The sequence below is a fragment of the Enterobacter cloacae complex sp. HYC033_NIDB genome, assembly GCF_056673335.1.
Map to the genome: position 1 here is coordinate 124954 of NZ_CP115125.1, position 25258 is coordinate 150211.

Below are 25258 nucleotides of genomic sequence, written 5' to 3' on the forward strand. Positions count from 1 at the left end.
AAGATTAACGGGGCCTACTTAAACTGTATAGAAGCTGTTGCTCTATGCAGGGAGTATAGTTTTATGCTCAGAAAACTGCAATACCCGTTTCTGTGCCATTTACTCCTTCCGTGCAACATAAGTGCGGGAAGGTGTGACTGACGCCCAGACCCTGTTCTCCCATTACCGTCAGGTCAAAAACCCGAACCCGGCATTCACGCCGCGTGAAGGCAAAAAGACACTGCCGTTCTGTCGTAAGCTGATGGCGAAAGCCGAAGGCTTCACGTCCCGTTTTGACTTTTCCATCCATGTGGCGTTCTTACGCTCGCTGGGTAAACGTCACCGGATGCCGCCACTGTTGCGCCGCCGGGCCATCGATGCCCTGCTCCAGGGGCTGTGTTTCCACTATGACCCGCTGGCCAACCGCGTTCAGCGCTCCATCACCAATCTGGCCATCGAGTGCGGTCTCGCCACCGAGTCGAAAAGCGGTAATCTGTCCATCACCCGCGCCACGCGGGCGCTGACGTTTATGGCGGAGCTGGGGCTGATTACCTATCAGACCGAGTATGACCCGCAGATTGGCTGCAATATCCCGACCGATACCACCTTCACGCCGGCACTGTTCTCCGCGCTCGACGTCTCTGACGTGGCCGTTGTGGCCGCGAGGCGCAGCCGTGTGGAATGGGAGAATCAGCAGCGTAAGAAGCAGAACCTGAAGCCGCTGGAGATGGACGAGCTGATAGCGAAGGCCTGGCGGTTTGTGCGCGAACGGTTCCGCAGCTACCAGTCCGAACGTAAACAGCATGGCCTGAAGCGCGCCCGCGCCCGACGTGACGCGGACAGAGCCCGTAAGGACATTGTGACGCTGGTGAAACAGCAGCTGACGCGTGACTACGCCAAAGGGCGTTTCGTCGGCGACAGGGATGCTCTCCAGCGTGAGCTGGAGCGGCGCGTGAAAGAGCGCATGCTGATGTCGCGTGGTAACAACTACACGCGGCTGGCCACCGTCCCCATATAACCCTTCCTGTGTGAAAAATCCGGCTGGCGCCGGAGGGTTTCGCACGTCTGCAGTCCATCGTTGACGGTTTTCTGCACGAAATGACGGCCGTCCTTCCTGACATTCACCCCATTCCGCCATCAGAATGGCCAGAAATTGCATCAGAGTGGCCACATCTCGTCGCCAGATTCAGTTACCCACAAATAACTGCAAGGGACCTTTCCATAAGGTTACAACCGTTATGCTTACAGAGCGCCAGCCGACCTGATTTCAAAGTGCGTGGCTTCCTTTAAAAACCTGCTCTGTACTTCTTTTAAATATCTTTTATTTCATTCATATAAATATATAACCTGTTCGTCGCCTGACCTGTGGACAGGCTCCTGAAAATGCCCGCCCTTGCAGCGGACTCACGTCCGCGCCGGTTCGGCAACTGCCTAAAGTAGCTCCCATCGCTACGCGACGGGCCCCGGCACGGCACATATAGTTACAACATTCAAAATACTCACTCAAAAGCAGGAACAGTGCCTGCCTGAACCCTCACAGCCCCTCCCCACCACTGAAAAGCGAGGCCGCCCCGGGCCAAAGGCCCGGAACAACATCGCTTTAAATGCTGGATGATGTAACTAAACATTTAAGTTGCTGCCAGTAACATCGCGGCAGGTTCTCAGTACAGCCCCCGGGCACCGGCTTCGCCGGCACCACGGCTCCGGAAATCACGCCCTGTACGTCGCAAGCGCCGTACAGCCCGCTCACCGGAGTTAAAAGGGCTTAATGAAACCACATCATGGCTATCAGCGGGTTATGGCTTAGCAGGGCGAAGGGATGGATTGGTGGAACCTGTCAACAGCGTAACCGGCTGCGCCGGGCTACGGCGCCATTAACAACCGTGCTCTGGTCAACTTCTGAGGGCGCCTCTATGCGCCTCTGGCGCATTCCCGGAATGCCTGCGCACTGCTCGGCATTCTTAACCCGAATATTGAAGCTGCATTTCCGGCTACGCCGGGTCCCGGCGCCACTCACCATCAGTATTCTGTTTACCACCTGATGGCGCCTCCATGCCGCCTCGCGGCATTCGTGACCACCGCTTATGCTCAGCAGTAGAAATACTGACGTTAAGCCTCTGCCGTAGTATATTTTCGCGATTATCCTTAGCTACGGCTAAGGCTGGCCGGGTAATGACTCCAACTTACTGATAGTGTTTTATGTTCAGATAATGCCCGATGACCTTGTCATGCAGCTCCACCGATTTTGAGAACGACAGTGACTTCCGTCCCAGCCTTGCCAGATGTTGTCTCAGATTCAGGTTATGCCGCTCAATTCGCTGAGTGTAACGCTTGCTGATTACGTGCAGCTTTCCCTTCAGGCGGGATTCATACAGCGGCCAGCCATCCGTCATCCATACCACGACCTCAAAGGCCGACAGCAGGCTCAGAAGACGCTCCAGTGTGGCCAGAGTGCGTTCACCGAAGACGTGCGCCACAACCGTCCTCCGTATCCTGTCATACGCGTAAAACAGCCAGCGCTGACGTGATTTAGCACCGACGTAGCCCCACTGTTCGTCCATTTCAGCGCAGACAATCACATCACTGCCCGGCTGTATGCGCGAGGTTACCGACTGCGGCCTGAGTTTTTTAAGTGACGTAAAATCGTGTTGAGGCCAACGCCCATAATGCGGGCGGTTGCCCGGCATCCAACACCATTCATGGCCATATCAATGATTTTCTGGTGTGTACCGGGCTGAGAGGCGGTGTAAGTGAACTGCAGTTGCCATGTTTTACGGCAGTGAGAGCAGAGATAGCGCTGATGTCCGGCAGTACTTTTACCGTTACGCACCACGCCTTCAGTAGCTGAGCAGGAGGGACAACTGATGGAGATGGAAGCCACGGGAGCACCTCAAAAACACCATCGTACACTAAATCAGTAAGTTGGCACCATTACCCAATCTATTTATACATAATCTTTACATCTTTCCCCGGTGACAAAGTGCTAATTGGTCTGTAATGTTCAATGTGTGGCAGGCAAGCCGCCGGTGACTTAGGGAAGGTGCGAACAAGTTCCTGATATGAGATCATCATATTCATCCGGAGCGCATCCCAGAGGGACATCATGAGCCATCAACTCACCTTCGCCGATAGTGAATTCAGCACTAAGCGCCGTCAGACCCGAAAAGAGATTTTCCTCTCCCGCATGGAGCAGATTCTGCCATGGCAGAATATGACCGCTGTCATCGAGCCGTTTTATCCCAAGGCGGGCAATGGCCGACGGCCCTATCCGCTGGAGACCATGCTGCGTATTCACTGCATGCAGCATTGGTACAACCTGAGCGACGGTGCCATGGAAGATGCCCTGTACGAAATCGCCTCCATGCGCCTGTTTGCCCGATTATCCCTGGATAGCGCCCTGCCGGATCGCACCACCATCATGAATTTCCGCCACCTGCTCGAGCAGCATCAACTGGCCCGTCAATTGTTCAAGACCATCAATCGCTGGCTGGCCGAAGCAGGCGTCATGATGACCCAAGGCACTTTGGTGGATGCCACCATCATTGAGGCACCCAGCTCGACCAAGAACAATGAGCAGCAACGCGATCCGGAGATGCATCAGACCAAGAAAGGCAATCAGTGGCACTTTGGCATGAAGGCCCACATTGGTGTCGATGCCAAGAGTGGCCTGACCCACAGCCTGGTCACCACCGCGGCCAACGAGCATGACCTCAATCAGCTGGGTAATCTGCTTCATGGAGAGGAGCAATTTGTCTCAGCCGATGCCGGCTACCAAGGAGCGCCACAGCGCGAGGAGCTGGCCGAGGTGGATGTGGACTGGCTGATCGCCGAGCGTCCCGGCAGGGTAAAAACCTTGAAGCAGCATCCGCGCAAGAACAAAACGGCCATCAACATCGAATACATGAAAGCCAGCATCCGTGCCAGGGTGGAGCACCCGTTTCGCATCATCAAGCGGCAGTTCGGCTTCGTGAAAGCCAGATACAAGGGGCTGCTGAAAAACGATAACCAACTGGCGATGTTATTCACCCTGGCCAACCTGTTTCGGGTGGACCAAATGATACGTCAGTGGGAGAGATCTCAGTAAAAACCGGAAATAACGCCAGAAATGGTGGAAAAAATAGCCTAAATAGGCTGATTCGATGTGTTTGCGGGAAAAAAATCGGCCCAGATCCGCGAAATTTTAATCAGCGAGTCAGCTTGGGAAGAAATGACCTGCTTATTCGCACCTTCCCTAACTAAGGCGACGGCATAAGGAAACCGCAGACAGAACTGAGTGTGGTCCTGAAAATGGCCCTGAATGACAAACCGGTGTTTTGGGATCACCCTGCACACCTTGGTTCAGGGGAGGGGGCATCATTCCTAAATATTGTTTCTGAATGGAGAATTGCAGATCAGAACAAATGCGCTCATGTACCTTGTTTGTTGACGGTGTTTCCTACATGCAGCATTCCGCCGATCATATCGCGAAATGTCATTGCGAAATCAGCATCCCGTGAATTTTCATCTGCTTCAATATCGGACAAGATGCCATAGGTCAGAGATAACAGTAACCTGGCCGCCTTTCTGTTATTGATATTATTGCCGATCTCCCCTTTGGCCTGCGCATCGTTGAAACGTGCAACGAGGAAATCTGTGATGGTTTGGTATTTGCTTTTGAGCATGTCCGCGACCTGAGGATTTCGCATCCCCTCCGCCATTATTTCCATAACTAACGCGCGTTGAGCGCAATCTTCATGTGTGACGTCAATCATAGAGTCCACCAGATAATCTACCAGGCCAACGCCTTCGAGTGGATGACGAAAGCGGGTTAAGGCTCTTTCCTGATCTTCAAGGATTATGGCCTGAATCAAGGCCTCTTTTGACACGAAGTGGTGATACAAGGTTCCAGGACTCATGTCGCTGGCCTTGCAGATGGTTTTCATTGACGTGTTATGAAAACCATTTTCTGCAAAGCACTCTCTTGCGGCATTCAGGATCCTGGTACGCGTTGACATTCCGGATAATTTTTTACCCATTGAGGTTGCTCGATTCTTCTTCGAAAACAACAGTGTAACCGGTGAGTAGATTGACGCCTACCGGCAAATTAACTTTTTTTGGTCAACCAATAATTTATGTTGCGTAGCCTTTCCGAAGTGAGAAACATATGCAAGGAAAAACTAGAATGAACGTTTGGTTGGGTATTTTTCAATCTATGTCAATTGATGGTTTTATGTATGTGTGATTGGTGTCGCATAAGCTACATTGCAAATTTTAATTTTATGACATTCTCTTCAGTTCTTTGTGGTGTGGATTCTCCGCAGTGATTCATCCGTGATAACAATGCGGTCTATGAACTGGTTAACTTGTACATTTTTTGGTTGACCAATCACCACAAAGAAAAGGAGAGTTGTGATGTTACGTCCTGTTGAAACTTCAACCCGAGAAATCAAGAAACTAGATGGTCTGTGGTCATTCTGTCTGGATACTGCTGATTGCGGCATGGCACAGCAATGGTGGAAGCGCCCGCTTTCTCAAAGTCGTGCGATTGCAGTACCTGGTAGCTTTAACGATCAGTTCGCCGATGCTGATATTCGCAATTACGTTGGGAACGTCTGGTATCAGCGGCAGGTATTTATTCCGAATGGGTGGGGTAACCAACGTATTGTTCTACGGTTTGACGCGGTCACGCATTATGGAAAGGTCTGGGTTAACGATAACTTTTTGATGGAACATCAGGGTGGGTATACCCCTTTTGAGGCTGATATTAGCCATCTTGTTTCACCGGGTGAAAATGTCCAGGTCACAGTCTGTGTGAATAACGAACTCAGCTGGCAGACGATTCCTCCGGGAATAGTGACATGTGATGATAATGGTAAGAAGCAACAATCCTATTTCCATGATTTCTTTAACTATGCCGGCATTCATCGCAGTGTCATGCTCTATACCACTCCACGCTCTTTCGTTGAAGATATCACTGTGGTGACCCATGTCAGTGACAATGGTGAAGAGGCCACCATTTGTTGGCAAGTTACGGGCAAGGGAAATATTGCTGTTGAATTACGTGATTCGGAACAGCAACTTGTCGCTTCAGGGCAAGGGGCTGAGGGCCAGTTACGATTGACTTCCCCATGCCTGTGGCAGCCTGGTGAAGGATATCTATATAATTTTAATGTGGTTTTGTCTGATTCGGCAGAGCGTGATGAATACCCGCTGCGCGTGGGGATCCGTTCAGTTGAAGTGAAGGGAGAACAGTTTCTGATTAACAACAAACCTTTTTATTTCACTGGGTTTGGGCGTCATGAAGATGCCGACTTACGAGGGAAAGGATTTGATAACGTCCTGATGGTCCACGACCATGCGCTAATGGAATGGATTGGTGCGAACTCATATCGAACATCACATTATCCCTATGCTGAGGAGATGCTCGACTGGGCGGATGAACAGGGCATTGTCATAATCGATGAGACAGCTGCAGTCGGCTTTAACCTGTCTCTGGGCATTGGCTTTGATGCGTGCGAAAAACCGACGTCATTGTACGGCGATGACGCAATTAATGATCGGACCCAACTGGCGCACCTTCAGGCTATTCGGGAACTCATCGCACGCGATAAAAACCATCCAAGCGTTGTCATGTGGAGTATTGCCAATGAACCGGATACACGTCCTGAAGGGGCCAGGGAATACTTTGAGCCTCTGGCGATTTCGACACGCGAGCTCGATCCGACCCGACCTATTACCTGTGTCAATGTGATGTTCTGTGATGCTGAAAGCGATACGATCACCGATCTTTTCGATGTGGTTTGCCTTAACCGCTACTACGGATGGTATTTACAAAGCGGCGATCTTGAGAAAGCTGAACGTGTGCTGGAAAAAGAGCTGCTGGCATGGCAGGACAAACTTCACCGCCCCATCATTATTACCGAATATGGTGTTGATACCATGGCCGGACTGCATTCGATGTACACCGATATGTGGAGCGAAGAGTTTCAGTGCGCGTGGCTCGATATGTACCATCGTGTTTTCGATCGGGTTAGCGCCGTGGTGGGTGAGCAGGTCTGGAATTTCGCTGATTTTTCTACTTCACAAGGAATTATGCGTGTTGGTGGCAACCGCAAAGGGATTTTTACCCGCGATAGAAAACCGAAATCCGCTGCTTTCCTGCTGAAAAAACGCTGGACTACCATGGCATTTGGCGAGAAACCTCAGCAGGGAGAGTCATTATGAGCCAGCAGCTCTCCTGGCGCGCCATCATCGGCTATAGCCTGGGTGATGTCGCTAATAATTTTGCCTTCGCTATGGGTGCATTATTTCTTCTGAGCTACTACACCGACGTCGCAGGCGTCGGTGCCGCAGCCGCAGGAACGATGCTGCTGCTGGTGCGCGTTTTTGACGCCTTTGCTGATGTCTCGGCGGGGCGTATTGTTGACAGCGTTAATACGCGTTGGGGAAAATTCCGTCCTTTCCTGCTTTTCGGCTCAGCACCTTTAATGGCTTTCAGCGTTTTGGTGTTTTGTGTCCCCGCAGAGTGGAGTCACAGTAGCAAAGTTATTTACGCGTATATTACTTATATGGGACTGGGGATTTGCTATAGCCTTGTGAATATCCCTTATGGCTCACTTGCAACGGCCATGACCCAACAGCCGCAATCACGTGCCCGGCTTGGTGCTGCGCGCAGCATCGCGGCCTCACTCACCTTTGTTTGCCTGGCGTTTCTCATTGGGCCACGGATTAGTGGTGCCAGTCCGACTGAGATGCAGGATGTTTATCTCTTCTGGACTATTATCCTGGCAGTTGCAGGTACTGTGTTGTATTTCGTCTGTTTTAAATCGACCAAAGAAAATGTCGTGCGTATCGTGGCGCAGCCTTCGATGAAGATAAGTTTACAGACGGTAAAGCAAAATCGACCCTTGATTATGCTGTGTGCTGGGGCACTGTGTTTACTTATCTCGACCTTTGCGGTCAGTGCATCTTCATTATTTTATGTTCGTTATGTTTTAAATGATGCTGGACTTTTCTCGGTGATGGTATTGGTTCAGATGTTGATAGGAACTGTTGCCTCGGCTCCTATGGTTCCGCGATTGGTCACTCGAGTTGGGAAAAAGAACACCTTCCTGATTGGCTCGTTGCTTGGAACTAGCGGTTATTTATTGTTTTTTTATATGTCGGCTCATTCCGTTCCTGTTGCGCTCACCGCACTGGCCATCGCTTCTGTTGGTCAGGGAATATCGATGACGGTGATGTGGGCACTCGAGGCGGATACTGTTGAGTATGGCGAGTATCTGACAGGTGTGCGGATTGAGGGGTTAACCTACTCACTGTTTTCCTTTACTCGCAAGTGTGGTCAGGCCATCGGTGGTTCAATCCCGGCATTTATTCTGGGACTCAGCGGATATATTGCTAATCAGGCACAAACGCCAGAAGTCATTATGGGTATCCGGATTTCGATTGCGCTGGTACCTTGTGGCTTCTTATTATTAGCATTTATTATTATGTGGTTTTATCCGCTAACAGATCAGAAATTCAAAGAAATTATTTTAGAGATTGATACTCGTAAAAAAACGCAACAAAAACTGATCGACGACTTTAAAAAATAAGGCCCTGTAGTTTTATTATAAAACAATTACAAACCCAAAGGTTAAACGATGAATAAAATAACACGTTTAACGGCTATTGCTATAGCCGTGGCCTCGGTGTGTACCTCTGTGTTAGCGGAACAAATCTCTGACGATGAAGCAGCATTAAGATTTAGATTAAAAAATGAGTTGCGCAGGGCTGACAAACCCAGCGCCGGAACTGGGAAGAATATATATGCCTGGGTGCAGGGAGGGCTTGTTGATTTTAATAGTGGTTATTACTCTCAATTTATAGGGGTAGAGGGTGGTGCCTATTACGTTTATAAACTTGGTGCCCGAGATAATATGAGTACGCGCTGGTACTTAGATGACCATGAAAGTTTTGGCTATGCACTTGGCGCTCTAAAAATAAAAGCTGGTGACAATGTTAGATTGAAAATAGGGCGTTTTGGAACGGATTATAGTTACGGGAGTTTACCGTGGCGAATCCCCCTTATCGGTGGCAGTTCACAGCGTACGTTACCTACAGTTTCCGAAGGCGCTTTAGGTTATTTCGCTCCGACAGAGAATTTTGAGCTTTGGGCAATGTGGCGCACAAGAGTATTTCAATGGACCGACTCGGCAACCGGTATTCGTGATGAAGGTGTATATAACAGTAAGACCGGAAAATACGATAAACATCGAACTCGCTCATTTTTAACCGCCAGCTGGCATGATGATCGTAGCCGTTATTCACTGGGGGGCTCAGTACAGAGAGATGTCTCTCACCAGCTGCAGAGCATTATTGAACAAACAATTCCGTTGTCGTCGGGATATGCCCTGAAGGGCGAGCTATTGGGTTTCTATGCCGGACTTGATGGGTTGAGCCGCTCGTCCAGCCAGCCGAATGAGACTGCATTGGTCAGCGGTCAGTTGACCTGGAGTGCGCCGTGGGGAAGTCTTTTCGCTAGCGGTGGATATCTCCGCCATTCGATGAATGGTGCGGTGGTTGATACAGATATTGGCTATCCCTTCTCACTCAGCCTCGATCGCAACCGCGAAGGGATGCAGTCCTGGCAGATGGGGGCCAACTATCGACTGACACCGCAGCTGACTTTAACACTGGCACCAGTTGTCACCCGTGGCTACGAATCCAGTCAGCGAGATGTACAAATTGAAGGTATGGGGCTGCTCAGTGCGGTTAACTATCGGGTTGCCGAGGGGCCACTCAGCGGGATGAATATATTCCTTGCCGCCGATAAGGGCCGTGAAAAGCGCGACGGCAGTTCGCTAGGTGACAGGCTTAATTACTGGGATGTGAAGATGAGCATCCAGTATGACTTTATGCTGCGGTGATGCTAACGGGAGGGGGCATTTTCACTACGACATCGGATGGCTTCAGAATAGCTGGGGTGTTGTGACTTTCGGTAGTTGCTTAACTTGTTCATCAGCACCTGCCTGAGTATGGCCTTGAGACTCCAGACGAAGCATGTGCGATGAAGAACGGATTGGCATTTATTAAAAAATTAATTGGTCGACCAATAGGTTGGCTTGTTTGGCGGGTTGTTTGACTGTATGACTCGTCCCCCCTAAACATGGCTATAGCCTGTTTGAGCTGTATAAAACAGCGATCTCATCGTAAGAGAGGAGTTGAAATATGAAACAAACCTGGCGTTGGTATGGCCCTAATGACCCGGTAACGCTTGCCGATGTACGTCAGGCTGGCGCAAGTGGCGTGGTAACCGCATTACACCATATCCCGAATGGGCTGGTTTGGTCTGTTGAAGAGATTCTGGAGCGTAAAACTATTGTCGAAGAGGCGGGGCTCGAGTGGTCTGTGGTCGAGAGCGTGCCGATTCATGAGGATATCAAAACCCACAGTGGTCAATACGATCTGTGGATAAACAATTATCAACAGACGCTGCGTAACCTGGCACAATGCGGGATCTACACCGTTTGCTACAACTTCATGCCTGTACTGGACTGGACTCGCACTGATCTTGAATATGTTTTGCCGGATGGTTCAAAAGCGTTGCGTTTTGACCAGATAGAGTTCGCAGTGTTTGAATTACACCTTTTACAACGCCAGGGGGCAGAAACTGATTACACAGCAGAAGAGATAGAGCTGGCCAATCAGCGCTTCGCTGCCATGAGTGAAGAAGATAAAGCACGCCTGACTCGCAATATAATTGCTGGTCTTCCGGGAGCAGAAGAGGGCTATACGCTAGATCAGTTCCGCGCCCATCTGGCGACTTATCAAAATATTGATAAAGCAAAATTGCGTGACAACTTTGCGTATTTCCTCAAAGCCATCGTTCCGGTTGCCGAAGCGACCGGCGTTCGTATGGCGGTACACCCTGATGACCCGCCGCGCCCGATCCTGGGTCTACCGCGTATAGTCTCCACCATTGAAGATATGCAGTGGATGGTGGAGACCGTCAACAGCATGGCGAATGGTTTCACCATGTGTACCGGCTCTTACGGCGTCCGTGCGGATAACGATTTGGTCGGTATGATTCAACTGTTCGGCCCACGTATTTACTTCACGCATTTACGCTCAACATTGCGTGAAGATAACCCAAAAACGTTCCATGAAGCGGCGCATCTGTATGGTGATGTGGACATGTATGCCGTGGTGAAGGCCATCGTCGAGGAAGAGTATCGCCGTAAAGCCGAAGGCTACGAGGATCTGATCCCTATGCGTCCTGACCATGGGCATCAGATGCTGGACGATTTGAAAAAGAAAACAAATCCGGGCTACTCGGCAATTGGCCGTCTGAAAGGGTTGGCTGAAGTACGAGGAGTCGAACTGGCGATTCAGCGCGCCTTCTTCAGTCATTAAGTTTCCGCCGGTGGCGTCACCGGCCATTCAGCGTTTATATCCACTGCAGTAGACACATACTCACCCACATTTCGTGGGTGAAGTCATCGCACGACAGGAGTTTGCCATGGAACAAAATATCGTTAGCGGCTCGCTTTCCGCTACCCGTCCGCAATGGGACGGTTCGCGTCTGGTTTCCCGTATCGTCCACCTGGGATGCGGGGCGTTTCACCGTGCACATCAGGCGTTGTTTACTCACCATTTGCTGGAGTGTAGCGACAGCGACTGGGGGATCTGTGAAGTTAACCTGATGCCGGGGAACGATGCACGGTTGATTGAAAACCTTAGAGCACAAAATCTGCTTTATACCGTCGCAGAACGTGGAGCGGAAATAACAGAACTTAAGATCATTGGCTCAATGAAAGAAGCTCTGCACCCTGAATTTGATGGATGTGACGGGATTCTGAAAGCCATGGCGCGTCCCGAGACGGCGATTGTTTCTCTGACAGTGACGGAAAAGGGCTACTGCACGGAGGCAGCCAGCGGCAAGTTGGATCTGAACAACCCTCTGATTAAACATGACCTTACATCACCACAACAACCTAAGTCGGCTATTGGATACATCGTTGAGGCTTTAGACATGCGTCGTCTGCAGGGGATAAGGCCATTTACCGTTCTGTCATGTGATAACGTTCGAGAGAATGGTCTCGTTGCCAGAGCGGCGGTTATAGGACTGGCAAAGGCACGTTCGACGGAGCTGGCGACGTGGATTGCGCAAAACGTAACATTCCCTTGTACCATGGTTGACCGTATTGTTCCGGCAGTAACGGAAGAGACACTGCAACTGATTGCCGATCAGCTTGGTGTGTTCGATCCCTGTGGTATAGCCTGCGAGCCTTTCCGTCAGTGGGTGATAGAAGATAACTTTGTCAATGGCAGACCGGAGTGGGACAACGTCGGGGCACAGTTTGTCGAAGACGTCGTACCATTTGAAATGATGAAACTACGGATGCTGAACGGTAGTCACTCTTTTCTGGCGTATCTTGGCTATCTGGCCGGCTATGAAACAATCGCCGATACCATGGCTAATCCAGAATATCGTCAGGCGGTACGGAAGTTGATGCTGAATGAACAAGCTCCCACGTTGTCGATGCCTGAGGGCACTGATTTATCGGGTTACGCTGATTTACTGCTCTCCCGTTTTACCAACCCTTCACTCAGGCACCGTACCTCGCAGATTGCAATGGATGGCAGTCAGAAATTACCGCAACGCCTGCTTGATCCAATTCGTATCCATTTGGCAAAGGGAACCGATCATCGTCATCTGGTTCTTGGCGTTGCTGGATGGATGCGCTACGTTCGTGGTCTTGACGATAAAGGACAAAAGATAGATATCGTCGATCCACTTTTTGCCCGCTATCAGGCTATCCATCAGCAGTATCATAGCGCGCAAGAACGTGTACGTGCGCTACTGGCAATTGAGTCAATTTTTGGTCGCGATCTGCCAGAAAATAGCTCGTTCGTAAATGCGGTCATGGAGACGTACGTCCGGCTGGAACAGCGCGGAGCACGCGCGGTGCTTGAATCGCTACAGTGATTAATAAAGGAGAAAAACCATGGCCGCATTTATGACGGAAGACTTTTTACTCAAAAATGAGATTGCCCGCATGCTCTACCACAGGTATGCGGCAGTAATGCCCATTTACGACTTCCATTGCCACCTGAGCCCGAAAGAGATTGCGCAGGATCGCCGTTTTGAAAATCTTGGGCAAATCTGGCTTGAAGGGGACCATTATAAGTGGCGAGCTCTACGTACTGCGGGGGTAGAGGAGAGGCTCATTACCGGGAAAGAAACCAGTGATTACGAAAAATATCTTGCCTGGGCGGACACGGTGCCAAAAACACTAGGTAACCCACTGTACCACTGGACGCACCTCGAGTTACGTCGTCCCTTCGGCATCACGAATACGCTGCTGGATCCGCAAAGCGCTGATGCTATTTGGGAACACTGCAACGCGAAGCTGGCTACCCCAGAGTTTTCGGCCCGCGGGATCATGCGACAGATGAATGTAAGAATGGTCGGCACTACCGACGATCCCATTGACGATTTGCGGTATCACCGGCAAATCGCCGAGGATGCAAGCGTTGATATCGATGTTGCACCGAGCTGGCGTCCTGACCGGGTCTTTAAAATCGAGCTGGAGGGTTTTGTTGATTATTTGCATAAGCTGGAAGCTGCAGCGGATATTAGCATTACCCGCTTCGATGATCTGCGCTGTGCGCTGCGCCGTCGTCTCGATCATTTTGTTGCACATGGGTGCCGCGTGTCGGATCACGGTATTGAAACGGTGCGTTTTGCCCAGATACCGAACGACGCGCAGCTCGACGCTATTCTTGCTAAACGTCTCGCGGGCAATGAACTCAGCGAGCTGGAGATTGCGCAATTTTCTACGGCGGTTTTGGTCTGGTTGGGTCGCCAGTATGCTGCACGGGGATGGGTGATGCAGCTGCACATTGGGGCTATTCGTAACAACAATACGCGAATGTTCCGTTTACTTGGGCCGGACAGCGGTTTTGACTCAATTGGCGATAATAATATCAGTCAGCCGCTTGCCCGGTTGCTCGATAGCATGGATATGACCAACGAGCTGCCGAAAACGATTCTTTACTGCCTCAATCCACGTGATAACGAAGTGCTGGCGACGATGATTGGCAACTTCCAGGGGCCGGGTATTTCCGGGAAGGTACAGTTTGGTTCTGGTTGGTGGTTCAATGATCAGAAAGATGGTATGTTGCGCCAGCTGGAACAGTTATCACAGATGGGGTTGTTAAGTCAGTTTGTCGGCATGTTGACCGACTCTCGTAGTTTTCTGTCCTATACCCGGCATGAATATTTCCGACGTTTATTGTGTAACCTGATTGGCCGATGGGCTGAAGAGGGTGAAATCCCTGATGATGAAGTAATGTTGAGTCGTATGGTGCAGGACATTTGTTTCAATAATGCTCAGCGCTATTTTACGGTGGATCAGGCATTATTTGTCAGCTAATAATGCGAGGCACCGCAGGCAGTGATTGGTCAGCCAATTTTTTCTTTCGGTGCATTTTGCTATGTTATAAATCAAGTTAACATATTGTATTTGTTCATAATTTAATTGGTGTCATTGTTTGGTTTGTGTGGCTATAGCTGACTGACAACTTATGCTATAGTCTGAGTAATCCCCGATATTACGGGGTTATTTTGGTAAAAGTGAAGCCACAGCCACCATGAAACAAGCTCTATTTCAGCAGCGTCCCTACCAGGAGGTGGGTTCCATGCTGCGCCTGATGATCATTGAGAAAAAATATGCCGTAGGTGGGAGATTACCGCCAGAACGCGAAATAGCAGACATGCTTGAAGTCAGCCGTACGGTCGTTCGTGAAGCGTTGATCATGCTGGAAATCGAAGGCATCGTTGAAGTTCGTCGGGGCGCTGGTATTTTTGTGGTACGCATTCCTGATGGGAAAGAGGGGGTCGTCAGAGATGAAGAGAGCAGCGACGAGAATACACCGAACCAGTGTAATGATGCCGGTCCTTTTGAACTTCTCCAGGCCCGACAACTGCTGGAAAGTAACATAGCCGAATTCGCCGCCTTACAGGCGACCCGTGAAGATATCATAAAAATGCGCCGCGCTTTGCAGTTGCAGGAGGAGGGGGCAGTTTCTGACGATCACGAGGTCGGTGATATGCAATTTCATCTGGCAATTGCTGAAGCGACTCATAATAGCATGTTGGTTGAGCTGTTTAAGCAGTCCTGGCAGTGGCGTGTTAATAATCCCATGTGGATTCAGCTCCATCTTCATTTACGTGATACACAGTACCGTAAGGAATGGTTGGTCGATCACAAACAGATCCTTGCTGCTTTAATCAAAAAAGATGCACGGGCCGCGAAATTAGCCATGTGGCAGCATCTTGAGAATGTGAAAAACCGCCTGCTGGAACTCTCAGATTTTGATGATCTTAATTTCGACGGTTACCTCTTCGAATCCTGGCCATTACGTGATGCTAACGCTTGAACAGAATCCAACCGCAATAAGTAACGGCTTTATCTCGAAAATTCTGGATAAATGGGCGTATGGACACTTACTGGTTCCTGTCACGGCACTGTTGCAAATAGTCGGTGGTGATAAACTTATCATCCCCTTTTGCTGATGGAGCTGCACATGAACCCATTCAAAGGCCGGCATTTTCAGCGTGACATCATTCTGTGGGCCGTACGCTGGTACTGCAAATACGGCATCAGTTACCGTGAGCTGCAGGAGATGCTGGCTGAACGCGGAGTGAATGTCGATCACTCCACGATTTACCGCTGGGTTCAGCGTTATGCGCCTGAAATGGAAAAACGGCTGCGCTGGTACTGGCGTAACCCTTCCGATCTTTGCCCGTGGCACATGGATGAAACCTACGTGAAGGTCAATGGCCGCTGGGCGTATCTGTACCGGGCCGTCGACAGCCGGGGCCGCACTGTCGATTTTTATCTCTCCTCCCGTCGTAACAGCAAAGCTGCATACCGGTTTCTGGGTAAAATCCTCAACAACGTGAAGAAGTGGCAGATCCCGCGATTCATCAACACGGATAAAGCGCCCGCCTATGGTCGCGCGCTTGCTCTGCTCAAACGCGAAGGCCGGTGCCCGTCTGACGTTGAACACCGACAGATTAAGTACCGGAACAACGTGATTGAATGCGATCATGGCAAACTGAAACGGATAATCGGCGCCACGCTGGGATTTAAATCCATGAAGACGGCTTACGCCACCATCAAAGGTATTGAGGTGATGCGTGCACTACGCAAAGGCCAGGCCTCAGCATTTTATTATGGTGATCCCCTGGGCGAAATGCGCCTGGTAAGCAGAGTTTTTGAAATGTAAGGCCTTTGAATAAGACAAAAGGCTGCCTCATCGCTAACTTTGCAACAGTGCCCGTAGATTTACGTGCATAGCCGATTTTCATTCTTTTCTCGCTAATTAGTTATGGGGTTATTGTTATGTTGATACAGTAACGAGTTTTGTTACATGAGGGGAGTCATTTTTCGGGAGAAGTCAGGACTTTTCAAGACTGTCACAAAAACCATCGTTTTTGATACATTAATTTAACCAATAGGTTGCAGATCAAATCGCCTGTAACAGCCTTTCTGGCTGTTTGTCGTTTTCAGAAGACGGCTGCACTGAACGTCAGAAGCCGACTGCACTATAGCAGCGGAGGGGTTGGATCCATCAGGCAACGACGGGCTGCTGCCGGCCATCAGCGGACGCAGGGAGGACTTTCCGCAACCGGCCGTTCGATGCGGCACCGATGGCCTTCGCGCAGGGGTAGTGAATCCGCCAGGATTGACTTGCGCTGCCCTACCTCTCACTAGTGAGGGGCGGCAGCGCATCAAGCGGTGAGCGCACTCCGGCACCGCCAACTTTCAGCACATGCGTGTAAATCATCGTCGTAGAGACGTCGGAATGGCCGAGCAGATCCTGCACGGTTCGAATGTCGTAACCGCTGCGGAGCAAGGCCGTCGCGAACGAGTGGCGGAGGGTGTGCGGTGTGGCGGGCTTCGTGATGCCTGCTTGTTCTACGGCACGTTTGAAGGCGCGCTGAAAGGTCTGGTCATACATGTGATGGCGACGCACGACACCGCTCCGTGGATCGGTCGAATGCGTGTGCTGCGCAAAAACCCAGAACCACGGCCAGGAATGCCCGGCGCGCGGATACTTCCGCTCAAGGGCGTCGGGAAGCGCAACGCCGCTGCGGCCCTCGGCCTGGTCCTTCAGCCACCATGCCCGTGCACGCGACAGCTGCTCGCGCAGGCTGGGTGCCAAGCTCTCGGGTAACATCAAGGCCCGATCCTTGGAGCCCTTGCCCTCCCGCACGATGATCGTGCCGTGATCGAAATCCAGATCCTTGACCCGCAGTTGCAAACCCTCACTGATCCGCATGCCCGTTCCATACAGAAGCTGGGCGAACAAACGATGCTCGCCTTCCAGAAAACCGAGGATGCGAACCACTTCATCCGGGGTCAGCACCACCGGCAAGCGCCGCGACGGCCGAGGTCTTCCGATCTCCTGAAGCCAGGGCAGATCCGTGCACAGCACCTTGCCGTAGAAGAACAGCAAGGCCGCCAATGCCTGACGATGCGTGGAGACCGAAACCTTGCGCTCGTTCGCCAGCCAGGACAGAAATGCCTCGACTTCGCTGCTGCCCAAGGTTGCCGGGTGACGCACACCGTGGAAACGGATGAAGGCACGAACCCAGTGGACATAAGCCTGTTCGGTTGGTAAGCTGTAATGCAAGTAGCGTATGCGCTCACGCAACTGGTCCAGAACCTTGACCGAACGCAGCGGTGGTAACGGCGCAGTGGCGGTTTTCATGGCTTGTTATGACTGTTTTTTTGTACAGTCTATGCCTCGGGCATCCAAGCAGCAAGCGCGTTACGCCGTGGGTCGATGTTTGATGTTATGGAGCAGCAACGATGTTACGCAGCAGGGCAGTCGCCCTAAAACAAAGTTAGAAAAGGGCAAGTATGAAGAAATTATTTGTTTTATGTGTATGCTTCCTTTGTAGCATTACTGCCGCAGGAGCGGCTTTGCCTGATTTAAAAATCGAGAAGCTTGAAGAAGGTGTTTATGTTCATACATCGTTCGAAGAAGTTAACGGTTGGGGTGTTGTTTCTAAACACGGTTTGGTGGTTCTTGTAAACACTGACGCCTATCTGATTGACACTCCATTTACTGCTACAGATACTGAAAAGTTAGTCAATTGGTTTGTGGAGCGCGGCTATAAAATCAAAGGCACTATTTCCTCACATTTCCATAGCGACAGCACAGGGGGAATAGAGTGGCTTAATTCTCAATCTATTCCCACGTATGCATCTGAATTAACAAATGAACTTCTTAAAAAAGACGGTAAGGTGCAAGCTAAAAACTCATTTAGCGGAGTTAGTTATTGGCTAGTTAAAAATAAAATTGAAGTTTTTTATCCCGGCCCGGGGCACACTCAAGATAACGTAGTGGTTTGGTTACCTGAAAAGAAAATTTTATTCGGTGGTTGTTTTGTTAAACCGGACGGTCTTGGTAATTTGGGTGACGCAAATTTAGAAGCTTGGCCAAAGTCCGCCAAAATATTAATGTCTAAATATGGTAAAGCAAAACTGGTTGTTTCAAGTCATAGTGAAATTGGGGACGCATCACTCTTGAAACGTACATGGGAACAGGCTGTTAAAGGGCTAAATGAAAGTAAAAAACCATCACAGCCAAGTAACTAAATTTCTAACAAGGCGGTGAAACTCATTCCGCTTCGCTTCACTGGACGCCGCAAGCGGCGCCGTTTACCTTCGCGTTAGGCATCACAAAGTACAGCATCGTGACCAACAGCACCGATTCCGTCACACTGCGCCTCATGACTGAGCATGACCTTGCGATGCTCTATGAGTGGCTAAATCGATCTCATATCGTCGAGTGGTGGGGCGGAGAAGAAGCACGCCCGACACTTGCTGACGTACAGGAACAGTACTTGCCAAGCGTTTTAGCGCAAGAGTCCGTCACTCCATACATTGCAATGCTGAATGGAGAGCCGATTGGGTATGCCCAGTCGTACGTTGCTCTTGGAAGCGGGGACGGATGGTGGGAAGAAGAAACCGATCCAGGAGTACGCGGAATAGACCAGTCACTGGCGAATGCATCACAACTGGGCAAAGGCTTGGGAACCAAGCTGGTTCGAGCTCTGGTTGAGTTGCTGTTCAATGATCCCGAGGTCACCAAGATCCAAACGGACCCGTCGCCGAGCAACTTGCGAGCGATCCGATGCTACGAGAAAGCGGGGTTTGAGAGGCAAGGTACCGTAACCACCCCAGATGGTCCAGCCGTGTACATGGTTCAAACACGCCAGGCATTCGAGCGAACACGCAGTGATGCCTAACCCTTCCATCGAGGGGGACGTCCAAGGGCTGGCGCCCTTGGCCGCCCCTCATGTCAAACGTTAGACGGCAAAGTCACAGACCGCGGGATCTCTTATGACCAACTACTTTGATAGCCCCTTCAAAGGCAAGCTGCTTTCTGAGCAAGTGAAGAACCCCAATATCAAAGTTGGGCGGTACAGCTATTACTCTGGCTACTATCATGGGCACTCATTCGATGACTGCGCACGGTATCTGTTTCCGGACCGTGATGACGTTGATAAGTTGATCATCGGTAGTTTCTGCTCTATCGGGAGTGGGGCTTCCTTTATCATGGCTGGCAATCAGGGGCATCGGTACGACTGGGCATCATCTTTCCCGTTCTTTTATATGCAGGAAGAACCTGCATTCTCAAGCGCACTCGATGCCTTCCAAAAAGCAGGTAATACTGTCATTGGCAATGACGTTTGGATCGGCTCTGAGGCAATGGTCATGCCCGGAATCAAGATCGGGCACGGTGCGGTGATAGGCAGCCGCTCGTTGGTGACAAAAGATGTGGAGCCTTACGCTATCGTTGGCGGCAATCCCGCTAAGAAGATTAAGAAACGCTTCACCGATGAGGAAATTTCATTGCTTCTGGAGATGGAGTGGTGGAATTGGTCACTGGAGAAGATCAAAGCGGCAATGCCCATGCTGTGCTCGTCTAATATTGTTGGCCTGCACAAGTATTGGCTCGAGTTTGCCGTCTAATTCAGGCGATATATCATGAAAGGCTGGCTTTTTCTTGTTATCGCAATAGTTGGCGAAGTAATCGCAACATCCGCATTAAAATCTAGCGAGGGCTTTACTAAGCTTGCCCCTTCCGCCGTTGTCATAATCGCCGGCGGCTAGACCCCGCCGGCGCTGTCACCGCGGCGATCGAAATGCTGCGAGTCGGATCAGACGTCGTGGATGTCGGACCGGCCGCCAGCCATCCGGACGCGAGGCCTGTATCGCCGGCCGATGAGATCAGACGTATTGCGCCGCTCTTAGACGCCCTGTCCGATCAGATGCACCGTGTTTCAATCGACAGCTTCCAACCGGAAACCCAGCGCTATGCGCTCAAGCGCGGCGTGGGCTACCTGAACGATATCCAAGGATTTCCTGACCCTGCGCTCTATCCCGATATTGCTGAGGCGGACTGCAGGCTGGTGGTTATGCACTCAGCGCAGCGGGATGGCATCGCCACCCGCACCGGTCACCTTCGACCCGAAGACGCGCTCGACGAGATTGTGCGGTTCTTCGAGGCGCGGGTTTCCGCCTTGCGACGGAGCGGGGTCGCTGCCGACCGGCTCATCCTCGATCCGGGGATGGGATTTTTCTTGAGCCCCGCACCGGAAACATCGCTGCACGTGCTGTCGAACCTTCAAAAGCTGAAGTCGGCGTTGGGGCTTCCGCTATTGGTCTCGGTGTCGCGGAAATCCTTCTTGGGCGCCACCGTTGGCCTTCCTGTAAAGGATCTGGGTCCAGCGAGCCTTGCGGCGGAACTTCACGCGATCGGCAATGGCGCTGACTACGTCCGCACCCACGCGCCTGGAGATCTGCGAAGCGCAATCACCTTCTCGGAAACCCTCGCGAAATTTCGCAGTCGCGACGCCAGAGACCGAGGGTTAGATCATGCCTAGCATTCACCTTCCGGCCGCCCGCTAGCGGACCCTGGTCAGGTTCCGCGAAGGTGGGCGCAGACATGCTGGGCTCGTCAGGATCAAACTGCACTATGAGGCGGCGGTTCATACCGCGCCAGGGGAGCGAATGGACAGCGAGGAGCCTCCGAACGTTCGGGTCGCCTGCTCGGGTGATATCGACGAGGTTGTGCGGCTGATGCACGACGCTGCGGCGTGGATGTCCGCCAAGGGAACGCCCGCCTGGGACGTCGCGCGGATCGACCGGACATTCGCGGAGACCTTCGTCCTGAGATCCGAGCTCCTAGGGATCGCCTCAGAAAACGGAATCTATGGTCACTCCCGTTTTTGCAACACCGATTTTGACGACAAGTTGGCTTGCTTGAATCTATCCGGCGTCTGAATGGGATTTTATTCCCGCGCCTCGATGAGTTCCGCGCCTGATGAACCTCCAGAAAATATACGGCTTCAATGAGCCTTTCCGTTTTACAGGTTCCTCAACAGGCCGGTGGGCCGTTAGTATCATCAATATCAGTATTCGCAAAACCAGATGAATGATTGTTTAAACTGGTGTATTTCTGCCTTTATGCTTCGTAAGTTTGCTGTCGCGCCGTCAGTGCCCAGGCTATTCTGGCCAGCTTGTTTGCCAGAGCACAGGTGACGACAAAGTTGCTTTTCCGACACAACAACTCCCTGACCCAGTCGGCCAACTTGCCAGACTGGTGTTCCAGTTTTTGTATGAATACCCTGGCACACTGAACCAACAAAGTTCGGATCTTTTTGTTGCCCCGCTTGCTAATCCCTAACAATGTCGTCCGACCTCCCGTGCTGTACTGTCGGGGTACCAGCCCTGTTGCCGCCGCAAAGTCACGGCTGCTGGCGTACTGCTTCCCGTCGCCAATCTCAGTTGAAATAGTACTGGCAGTCAGCGTTCCAACGCAGGGAATACTCAGCAAGCGCTGTCCAACCTCATCTTCGTCCAACTTTCGTTTCAACTGAGATTCCAGATCTTTAATCTGCTCAACAAGATAGTGATAATGCTGTTGTAATTTCAGCAGTAACTGGCTGAGATAAAGAGGCAAACTACTGTCCTCAAGAAGGGTACTCAGTCGACTAATAACGGCAGCACCTCGCGGAACGCTGATACCAAATTCCAGCAGAAAAGCATGCATCTGATTAGTTGTTTTCACCTTATCCTGAACCAGGGATTCACGGACACGATGCAGAGCTCGCATTGCCTGCTGAGATTCGGTTCTGGGCTGCACGAAACGCATAGATGGACGTGATGCTGCTTCACAGATAGCTTCAGCATCAACGAAGTCATTTTTGTTGCTTTTAACGAATGGGCGGACAAATTGCGGTGATATCAGCTTTGGAAAATGCCCTAACTCTTCCAGCTTGCGTGCCATAAAGTGAGAACCGCCACAGGCTTCCATCGCGATGGTTGTTGCCGGGCATGTCGCCAGAAATTCGATTAGCTTTGGTCGGGTGAATTTTTTACGGTAAACGGCCTTCCCACGATGATCCTGACAATGAATATGGAAAGAGTTCTTACCCAGATCGATACCAATAAGCGCAATGTTTTCCATGATGGTTCTCCGAATGAAAGCCTGTCCTCAGCATAGTACTGGGAAGGAGGGAGTGACCATCTCATTAAATAAAGCACGCTAAGCCGTAAGTAAGCGTGCTCCTGTGAAAGCCACAGCTAAAACTGCGTAGTACACATAGAGGTATTTTTTTCTAGATTTATATCGAATTTCGTTATCGAATTTCGCTTATTATTGATCAACTCGTTGCAGATCATGAAGGCGAAAGTATGACGAATAACCCTACCGATGACAGCAGACCATGGTCGGTCTTTCTTATTTTTCTGCGGCTTGGATTGACATCTTTTGGCGGCCCCATTGCGCACTTGGGCTACTTCCGCGCCGAATTTGTCACACGGCGGCGCTGGCTCTCCGAACGGAGCTATGCTGACTTGGTCGCGCTTTGTCAGTTCTTGCCAGGGCCTGCAAGCAGCCAGGTCGGCATAGCGGTAGGACTGTCTCGGGCTGGATACAGCGGGGCGCTGGCTGCTTGGGCTGGCTTCACGCTGCCGTCTGCCATAGCCTTGATCCTTTTTGCGCTCGGCATCTCCAGCTATGGCGATTACGTCTCGCAGGGCGCGTTGCATGGCTTAAAAGTGGTGGCTGTGGCCGTGGTCGCTCAAGCAGTATGGGGCATGGCGCGTAACCTATGCACGGATGGGCTGCGAGTCACCATCATGGCAATTGCTACCTGCGTCGTTTTACTTGTGCCGTCCGCGTGGGGACAGGTTGGCGTGATTGCTATCGCAGGCATCGCAGGCCGGTTATTGTTCAAGCCAGCGAAAGTTGTTGAGCATGACCCCCTACCTATCACGGTCAGTCACCGGGCCGGCGTGCTTTGGCTCTCGCTGTTCTTTGTCTTGCTGATTGGCCTGCCGGTGTTGGCCGAACTGATGCCAAGTCAAACCATGGCAATGGTGGATTCCTTCTATCGTGTCGGATCACTGGTGTTCGGCGGTGGTCACGTTGTGCTGCCATTACTGCAAGCCGAAGTGGTGCCCTCCGGCTGGGTCAACAATGAATCCTTTCTCGCGGGGTACGGGGCAGCTCAAGCGGTGCCCGGCCCTTTGTTCACGTTCGCCGCGTTTCTTGGTGCCTCGATGAACACCGCCCCGTCGGGCTGGATCGGCGGCATTGTGTGTCTGCTGGCTATCTTCGCGCCCTCGTTCTTGCTGGTCGTCGGATCAATGCCATTTTGGGAGCGTTTGCGCCGCAATACAGGCATCCAAGCTGCGCTGGCCGGGATCAATGCCGCTGTAGTCGGCTTGCTGCTGGCCGCGCTGTATCAGCCTGTATGGACTAGCGCCATCTTTCAGCCGCAAGACTTCGGCTTGGCATTAGTTGCCCTTGTCGCACTTATGTTCTGGAAGCTCCCGCCGTGGCTGGTTGTCCTCGGTAGCGGTGCAGCTGGGTGGCTGTTGAGCGTCGCTCTGTGAGGCACAAAAAATGACTGACAAAGACCTCTACGGCGGTTTGATCCGCCTGCACATCCTTCACCATGCAGCCGAGGAACCTGTCTTTGGGCTGGGGATCATCGAAGAGCTACGCCGACACGGCTACGAGATGAGCGCTGGCACCGTGTACCCGATGCTGCACGGCCTGGAAAAAAAAGGCTATCTGACCTCACGCCACGAACGCACCGGGCGACGTGAACGGCGTGTTTATGACATCACTGAACAAGGCAGAACTGCACTTGCTGATGCGAAAACAAAGGTCAAGGAGCTGTTCGGAGAGTTGGTAGAAGGTGGTTGAGTTTTTGCTTCTATGTCAGGTTGAGCTATACCCTAACTGGATTGTCATTTTCAGAAGACGACTGCACCAGTTGATTGGGCGTAATGGCTGTTGTGCAGCCAGCTCCTGACAGTTCAATATCAGAAGTGATCTGCACCAATCTCGACTATGCTCAATACTCGTGTGGGCTCTGTTGCAAAAATCGTGAAGCTTGAGCATGCTTGGCGGAGATTGGACGGACGGAACGATGACGGATTTCAAGTGGCGCCATTTCCAGGGTGATGTGATCCTGTGGGCGGTGCGCTGGTATTGTCGCTATCCGATCAGCTATCGCGACCTTGAGGAAATGCTGGCGGAACGCGGCATTTCGGTCGACCATACGACGATCTATCGCTGGGTCCAGTGCTACGCCCCGGAGATGGAGAAGCGGCTGCGCTGGTTCTGGCGGCGTGGCTTTGATCCGAGCTGGCGCCTGGATGAAACCTACGTCAAGGTGCGGGGCAAGTGGACCTACCTGTACCGGGCAGTCGACAAGCGGGGCGACACGATCGATTTCTACCTGTCGCCGACCCGCAGCGCCAAGGCAGCGAAGCGGTTCCTGGGCAAGGCCCTGCGAGGCCTGAAGCACTGGGAAAAGCCTGCCACGCTCAATACCGACAAAGCGCCGAGCTATGGTGCAGCGATCACCGAATTGAAGCGCGAAGGAAAGCTGGACCGGGAGACGGCCCACCGGCAGGTGAAGTATCTCAATAACGTGATCGAGGCCGATCACGGAAAGCTCAAGATACTGATCAAGCCGGTGCGCGGTTTCAAATCGATCCCCACGGCCTATGCCACGATCAAGGGATTCGAAGTCATGCGAGCCCTGCGCAAAGGACAGGCTCGCCCCTGGTGCCTGCAGCCCGGCATCAGGGGCGAGGTGCGCCTTGTGGAGAGAGCTTTTGGCATTGGGCCCTCGGCGCTGACGGAGGCCATGGGCATGCTCAACCACCATTTCGCAGCAGCCGCCTGATCGGCGCAGAGCGACAGCCTA

22 protein-coding genes and 3 pseudogenes are annotated in these 25258 nt (G+C 51.6%); 21 read left to right on the forward strand and 4 right to left on the reverse strand.

Annotation, left to right across the window (positions count from 1 at the left end; translation table 11 throughout):
• Positions 1–63: 63 nt before the first annotated feature.
• Together tap and repA are read left to right on the forward strand one after the other, a co-directional pair.
• Positions 64–141 (forward strand): RepA leader peptide Tap, encoded by a 78-nt coding sequence (gene tap / locus O1721_RS25305; RefSeq protein WP_011201829.1) that lies wholly within the window; start codon positions 64–66, stop codon positions 139–141.
• On the forward strand, positions 122–997 hold the full coding sequence (gene repA / locus O1721_RS25310) for an incFII family plasmid replication initiator RepA (RefSeq protein WP_085952537.1): 876 nt from the start codon (positions 122–124) through the stop codon (positions 995–997). Before tap ends, repA begins: the two co-directional genes overlap by 20 nt.
• Positions 998–2162: 1165 nt before the next feature.
• On the opposite strand, the gene O1721_RS25315 is transcribed toward repA, so the two are convergent.
• Positions 2163–2860 (reverse strand): IS1 family transposase gene (locus tag O1721_RS25315; RefSeq protein WP_223216367.1). Its coding sequence is split into 2 segments (ribosomal slippage): positions 2163–2611 and positions 2611–2860, totalling 699 coding nucleotides; the frame shifts between segments, so codons are not numbered across the junction.
• A 222-nt stretch (positions 2861–3082) separates the two neighbouring features.
• Between O1721_RS25315 and O1721_RS25320 the strand changes: the two genes are divergently transcribed.
• The gene (locus O1721_RS25320) at positions 3083–4063 is read left to right on the forward strand and encodes an IS5-like element ISKpn26 family transposase (protein ID WP_016947617.1); all 981 of its coding nucleotides are present in this window, start codon (positions 3083–3085) and stop codon (positions 4061–4063) included.
• 322 nt (positions 4064–4385) lie between these two features.
• Here O1721_RS25320 and O1721_RS25325 read toward each other — a convergent pair whose 3' ends face one another.
• Positions 4386–4994: a TetR/AcrR family transcriptional regulator gene (locus tag O1721_RS25325; RefSeq protein ID WP_022652299.1), complete on the reverse strand. Its 609-nt coding sequence runs from the start codon at positions 4992–4994 to the stop codon at positions 4386–4388.
• Between the two features lie 376 nt (positions 4995–5370).
• Between O1721_RS25325 and uidA the strand changes: the two genes are divergently transcribed.
• From uidA to O1721_RS25365, 8 genes are all read left to right on the forward strand, one after another.
• Positions 5371–7182: a beta-glucuronidase gene (uidA, locus tag O1721_RS25330; protein ID WP_022652298.1), complete on the forward strand. Its 1812-nt coding sequence runs from the start codon at positions 5371–5373 to the stop codon at positions 7180–7182.
• Positions 7179–8552 carry a glucuronide transporter gene (uidB, locus tag O1721_RS25335; protein WP_022652297.1) on the forward strand — a complete coding sequence of 458 codons (1374 nt, stop codon included), beginning with the start codon at positions 7179–7181 and terminating at the stop codon, positions 8550–8552. Before uidA ends, uidB begins: the two co-directional genes overlap by 4 nt.
• A 48-nt stretch (positions 8553–8600) precedes the next feature.
• Positions 8601–9866, forward strand: coding sequence for a glucuronide uptake porin UidC (uidC, locus tag O1721_RS25340; RefSeq protein ID WP_022652296.1), 1266 nt, complete (start codon positions 8601–8603; stop codon positions 9864–9866).
• Positions 9867–10167: 301 nt separating this feature from the next.
• Positions 10168–11352, forward strand: a complete 1185-nt coding sequence (uxuA, locus tag O1721_RS25345; protein ID WP_022652295.1) for a mannonate dehydratase — start codon at positions 10168–10170, stop codon at positions 11350–11352.
• Positions 11353–11458: 106 nt separating this feature from the next.
• Positions 11459–12928 (forward strand): fructuronate reductase, encoded by a 1470-nt coding sequence (locus O1721_RS25350; RefSeq protein WP_022652294.1) that lies wholly within the window; start codon positions 11459–11461, stop codon positions 12926–12928.
• 19 nt (positions 12929–12947) lie between these two features.
• Positions 12948–14378 (forward strand): glucuronate isomerase, encoded by a 1431-nt coding sequence (uxaC, locus tag O1721_RS25355; RefSeq protein ID WP_022652293.1) that lies wholly within the window; start codon positions 12948–12950, stop codon positions 14376–14378.
• 217 nt (positions 14379–14595) lie between these two features.
• Positions 14596–15384: a Uxu operon transcriptional regulator gene (gene uxuR / locus O1721_RS25360; RefSeq protein WP_032430963.1), complete on the forward strand. Its 789-nt coding sequence runs from the start codon at positions 14596–14598 to the stop codon at positions 15382–15384.
• Between the two features lie 147 nt (positions 15385–15531).
• Positions 15532–16236: an IS6-like element IS26 family transposase gene (locus O1721_RS25365; protein ID WP_001067855.1), complete on the forward strand. Its 705-nt coding sequence runs from the start codon at positions 15532–15534 to the stop codon at positions 16234–16236.
• A gap of 474 nt (positions 16237–16710) precedes the next feature.
• Here the strand turns inward: O1721_RS25365 and intI1 are convergent, their stop codons facing one another.
• Positions 16711–17724 carry a class 1 integron integrase IntI1 gene (gene intI1 / locus O1721_RS25370; protein WP_000845039.1) on the reverse strand — a complete coding sequence of 338 codons (1014 nt, stop codon included), beginning with the start codon at positions 17722–17724 and terminating at the stop codon, positions 16711–16713.
• Positions 17725–17876: 152 nt separating this feature from the next.
• Between intI1 and O1721_RS25375 the strand changes: the two genes are divergently transcribed.
• The 6 genes and pseudogenes from O1721_RS25375 to O1721_RS25400 all read left to right on the forward strand — a co-directional run bounded on the left by O1721_RS25375 (position 17877) and on the right by O1721_RS25400 (position 21311).
• Positions 17877–18617 (forward strand): subclass B1 metallo-beta-lactamase IMP-8, encoded by a 741-nt coding sequence (locus O1721_RS25375; RefSeq protein ID WP_012695457.1) that lies wholly within the window; start codon positions 17877–17879, stop codon positions 18615–18617.
• A gap of 98 nt (positions 18618–18715) precedes the next feature.
• On the forward strand, positions 18716–19270 hold the full coding sequence (aac(6')-Ib, locus tag O1721_RS25380) for an AAC(6')-Ib family aminoglycoside 6'-N-acetyltransferase (protein ID WP_012695458.1): 555 nt from the start codon (positions 18716–18718) through the stop codon (positions 19268–19270).
• A gap of 94 nt (positions 19271–19364) precedes the next feature.
• Positions 19365–19997: a type B-3 chloramphenicol O-acetyltransferase CatB3 gene (locus O1721_RS25385; protein WP_000186237.1), complete on the forward strand. Its 633-nt coding sequence runs from the start codon at positions 19365–19367 to the stop codon at positions 19995–19997.
• Between the two features lie 15 nt (positions 19998–20012).
• Positions 20013–20135, forward strand: a pseudogene (locus tag O1721_RS25390) (SMR family transporter); the annotation flags it as partial.
• A pseudogene (gene folP / locus O1721_RS25395) lies at positions 20129–20911 on the forward strand (dihydropteroate synthase); the annotation flags it as partial. The pseudogenes O1721_RS25390 and folP, both read left to right, overlap by 7 nt.
• 127 nt (positions 20912–21038) lie before the next feature.
• The gene (locus tag O1721_RS25400) at positions 21039–21311 is read left to right on the forward strand and encodes a hypothetical protein (RefSeq protein WP_004883563.1); all 273 of its coding nucleotides are present in this window, start codon (positions 21039–21041) and stop codon (positions 21309–21311) included.
• A 181-nt stretch (positions 21312–21492) separates the two neighbouring features.
• On the opposite strand, the gene O1721_RS25405 is transcribed toward O1721_RS25400, so the two are convergent.
• Positions 21493–22497, reverse strand: a complete 1005-nt coding sequence (locus O1721_RS25405; protein ID WP_000427619.1) for an IS110-like element IS5075 family transposase — start codon at positions 22495–22497, stop codon at positions 21493–21495.
• Between the two features lie 227 nt (positions 22498–22724).
• Here O1721_RS25405 and chrA point away from each other — a divergent pair, with 227 nt between their 5' ends.
• From chrA to O1721_RS25425, 4 genes and pseudogenes are all read left to right on the forward strand, one after another.
• On the forward strand, positions 22725–23930 hold the full coding sequence (gene chrA, locus O1721_RS25410) for a chromate efflux transporter (RefSeq protein WP_000184001.1): 1206 nt from the start codon (positions 22725–22727) through the stop codon (positions 23928–23930).
• Between the two features lie 10 nt (positions 23931–23940).
• A complete protein-coding gene (locus O1721_RS25415; protein ID WP_000130000.1) occupies positions 23941–24246 on the forward strand; it encodes a PadR family transcriptional regulator in 306 nt (101 codons plus the stop codon).
• Positions 24247–24289: 43 nt separating this feature from the next.
• A pseudogene (locus O1721_RS25420) lies at positions 24290–24355 on the forward strand (EAL domain-containing protein); the annotation flags it as partial.
• A gap of 117 nt (positions 24356–24472) precedes the next feature.
• Positions 24473–25237 (forward strand): IS6-like element IS6100 family transposase, encoded by a 765-nt coding sequence (locus O1721_RS25425; RefSeq protein ID WP_001389365.1) that lies wholly within the window; start codon positions 24473–24475, stop codon positions 25235–25237.
• Positions 25238–25258: the final 21 nt, after the last annotated feature.

Excerpts from the sequence above, each read along its gene's own strand:
- uxuR (WP_032430963.1), top strand. The coding sequence starts at position 14,596 with ATGAAACAAGCTCTATTTCAGCAGCGTCCCTACCAGGAGGTGGGTTCC.
- uidC (WP_022652296.1), top strand. The coding sequence starts at position 8,601 with ATGAATAAAATAACACGTTTAACGGCTATTGCTATAGCCGTGGCCTCG.
- tap (WP_011201829.1), top strand. The coding sequence starts at position 64 with ATGCTCAGAAAACTGCAATACCCGTTTCTGTGCCATTTACTCCTTCCG.
- O1721_RS25385 (WP_000186237.1), top strand. The coding sequence starts at position 19,365 with ATGACCAACTACTTTGATAGCCCCTTCAAAGGCAAGCTGCTTTCTGAG.
- uxuA (WP_022652295.1), top strand. The coding sequence starts at position 10,168 with ATGAAACAAACCTGGCGTTGGTATGGCCCTAATGACCCGGTAACGCTT.
- O1721_RS25325 (WP_022652299.1), bottom strand. The coding sequence starts at position 4,994 with ATGGGTAAAAAATTATCCGGAATGTCAACGCGTACCAGGATCCTGAAT.
- uidA (WP_022652298.1), top strand. The coding sequence starts at position 5,371 with ATGTTACGTCCTGTTGAAACTTCAACCCGAGAAATCAAGAAACTAGAT.
- uxaC (WP_022652293.1), top strand. The coding sequence starts at position 12,948 with ATGGCCGCATTTATGACGGAAGACTTTTTACTCAAAAATGAGATTGCC.
- O1721_RS25405 (WP_000427619.1), bottom strand. The coding sequence starts at position 22,497 with ATGGAAAACATTGCGCTTATTGGTATCGATCTGGGTAAGAACTCTTTC.
- O1721_RS25375 (WP_012695457.1), top strand. The coding sequence starts at position 17,877 with ATGAAGAAATTATTTGTTTTATGTGTATGCTTCCTTTGTAGCATTACT.
- O1721_RS25365 (WP_001067855.1), top strand. The coding sequence starts at position 15,532 with ATGAACCCATTCAAAGGCCGGCATTTTCAGCGTGACATCATTCTGTGG.
- O1721_RS25320 (WP_016947617.1), top strand. The coding sequence starts at position 3,083 with ATGAGCCATCAACTCACCTTCGCCGATAGTGAATTCAGCACTAAGCGC.
- uidB (WP_022652297.1), top strand. The coding sequence starts at position 7,179 with ATGAGCCAGCAGCTCTCCTGGCGCGCCATCATCGGCTATAGCCTGGGT.
- O1721_RS25425 (WP_001389365.1), top strand. The coding sequence starts at position 24,473 with ATGACGGATTTCAAGTGGCGCCATTTCCAGGGTGATGTGATCCTGTGG.
- O1721_RS25400 (WP_004883563.1), top strand. The coding sequence starts at position 21,039 with ATGGACAGCGAGGAGCCTCCGAACGTTCGGGTCGCCTGCTCGGGTGAT.
- chrA (WP_000184001.1), top strand. The coding sequence starts at position 22,725 with ATGACGAATAACCCTACCGATGACAGCAGACCATGGTCGGTCTTTCTT.
- O1721_RS25415 (WP_000130000.1), top strand. The coding sequence starts at position 23,941 with ATGACTGACAAAGACCTCTACGGCGGTTTGATCCGCCTGCACATCCTT.
- O1721_RS25350 (WP_022652294.1), top strand. The coding sequence starts at position 11,459 with ATGGAACAAAATATCGTTAGCGGCTCGCTTTCCGCTACCCGTCCGCAA.
- intI1 (WP_000845039.1), bottom strand. The coding sequence starts at position 17,724 with ATGAAAACCGCCACTGCGCCGTTACCACCGCTGCGTTCGGTCAAGGTT.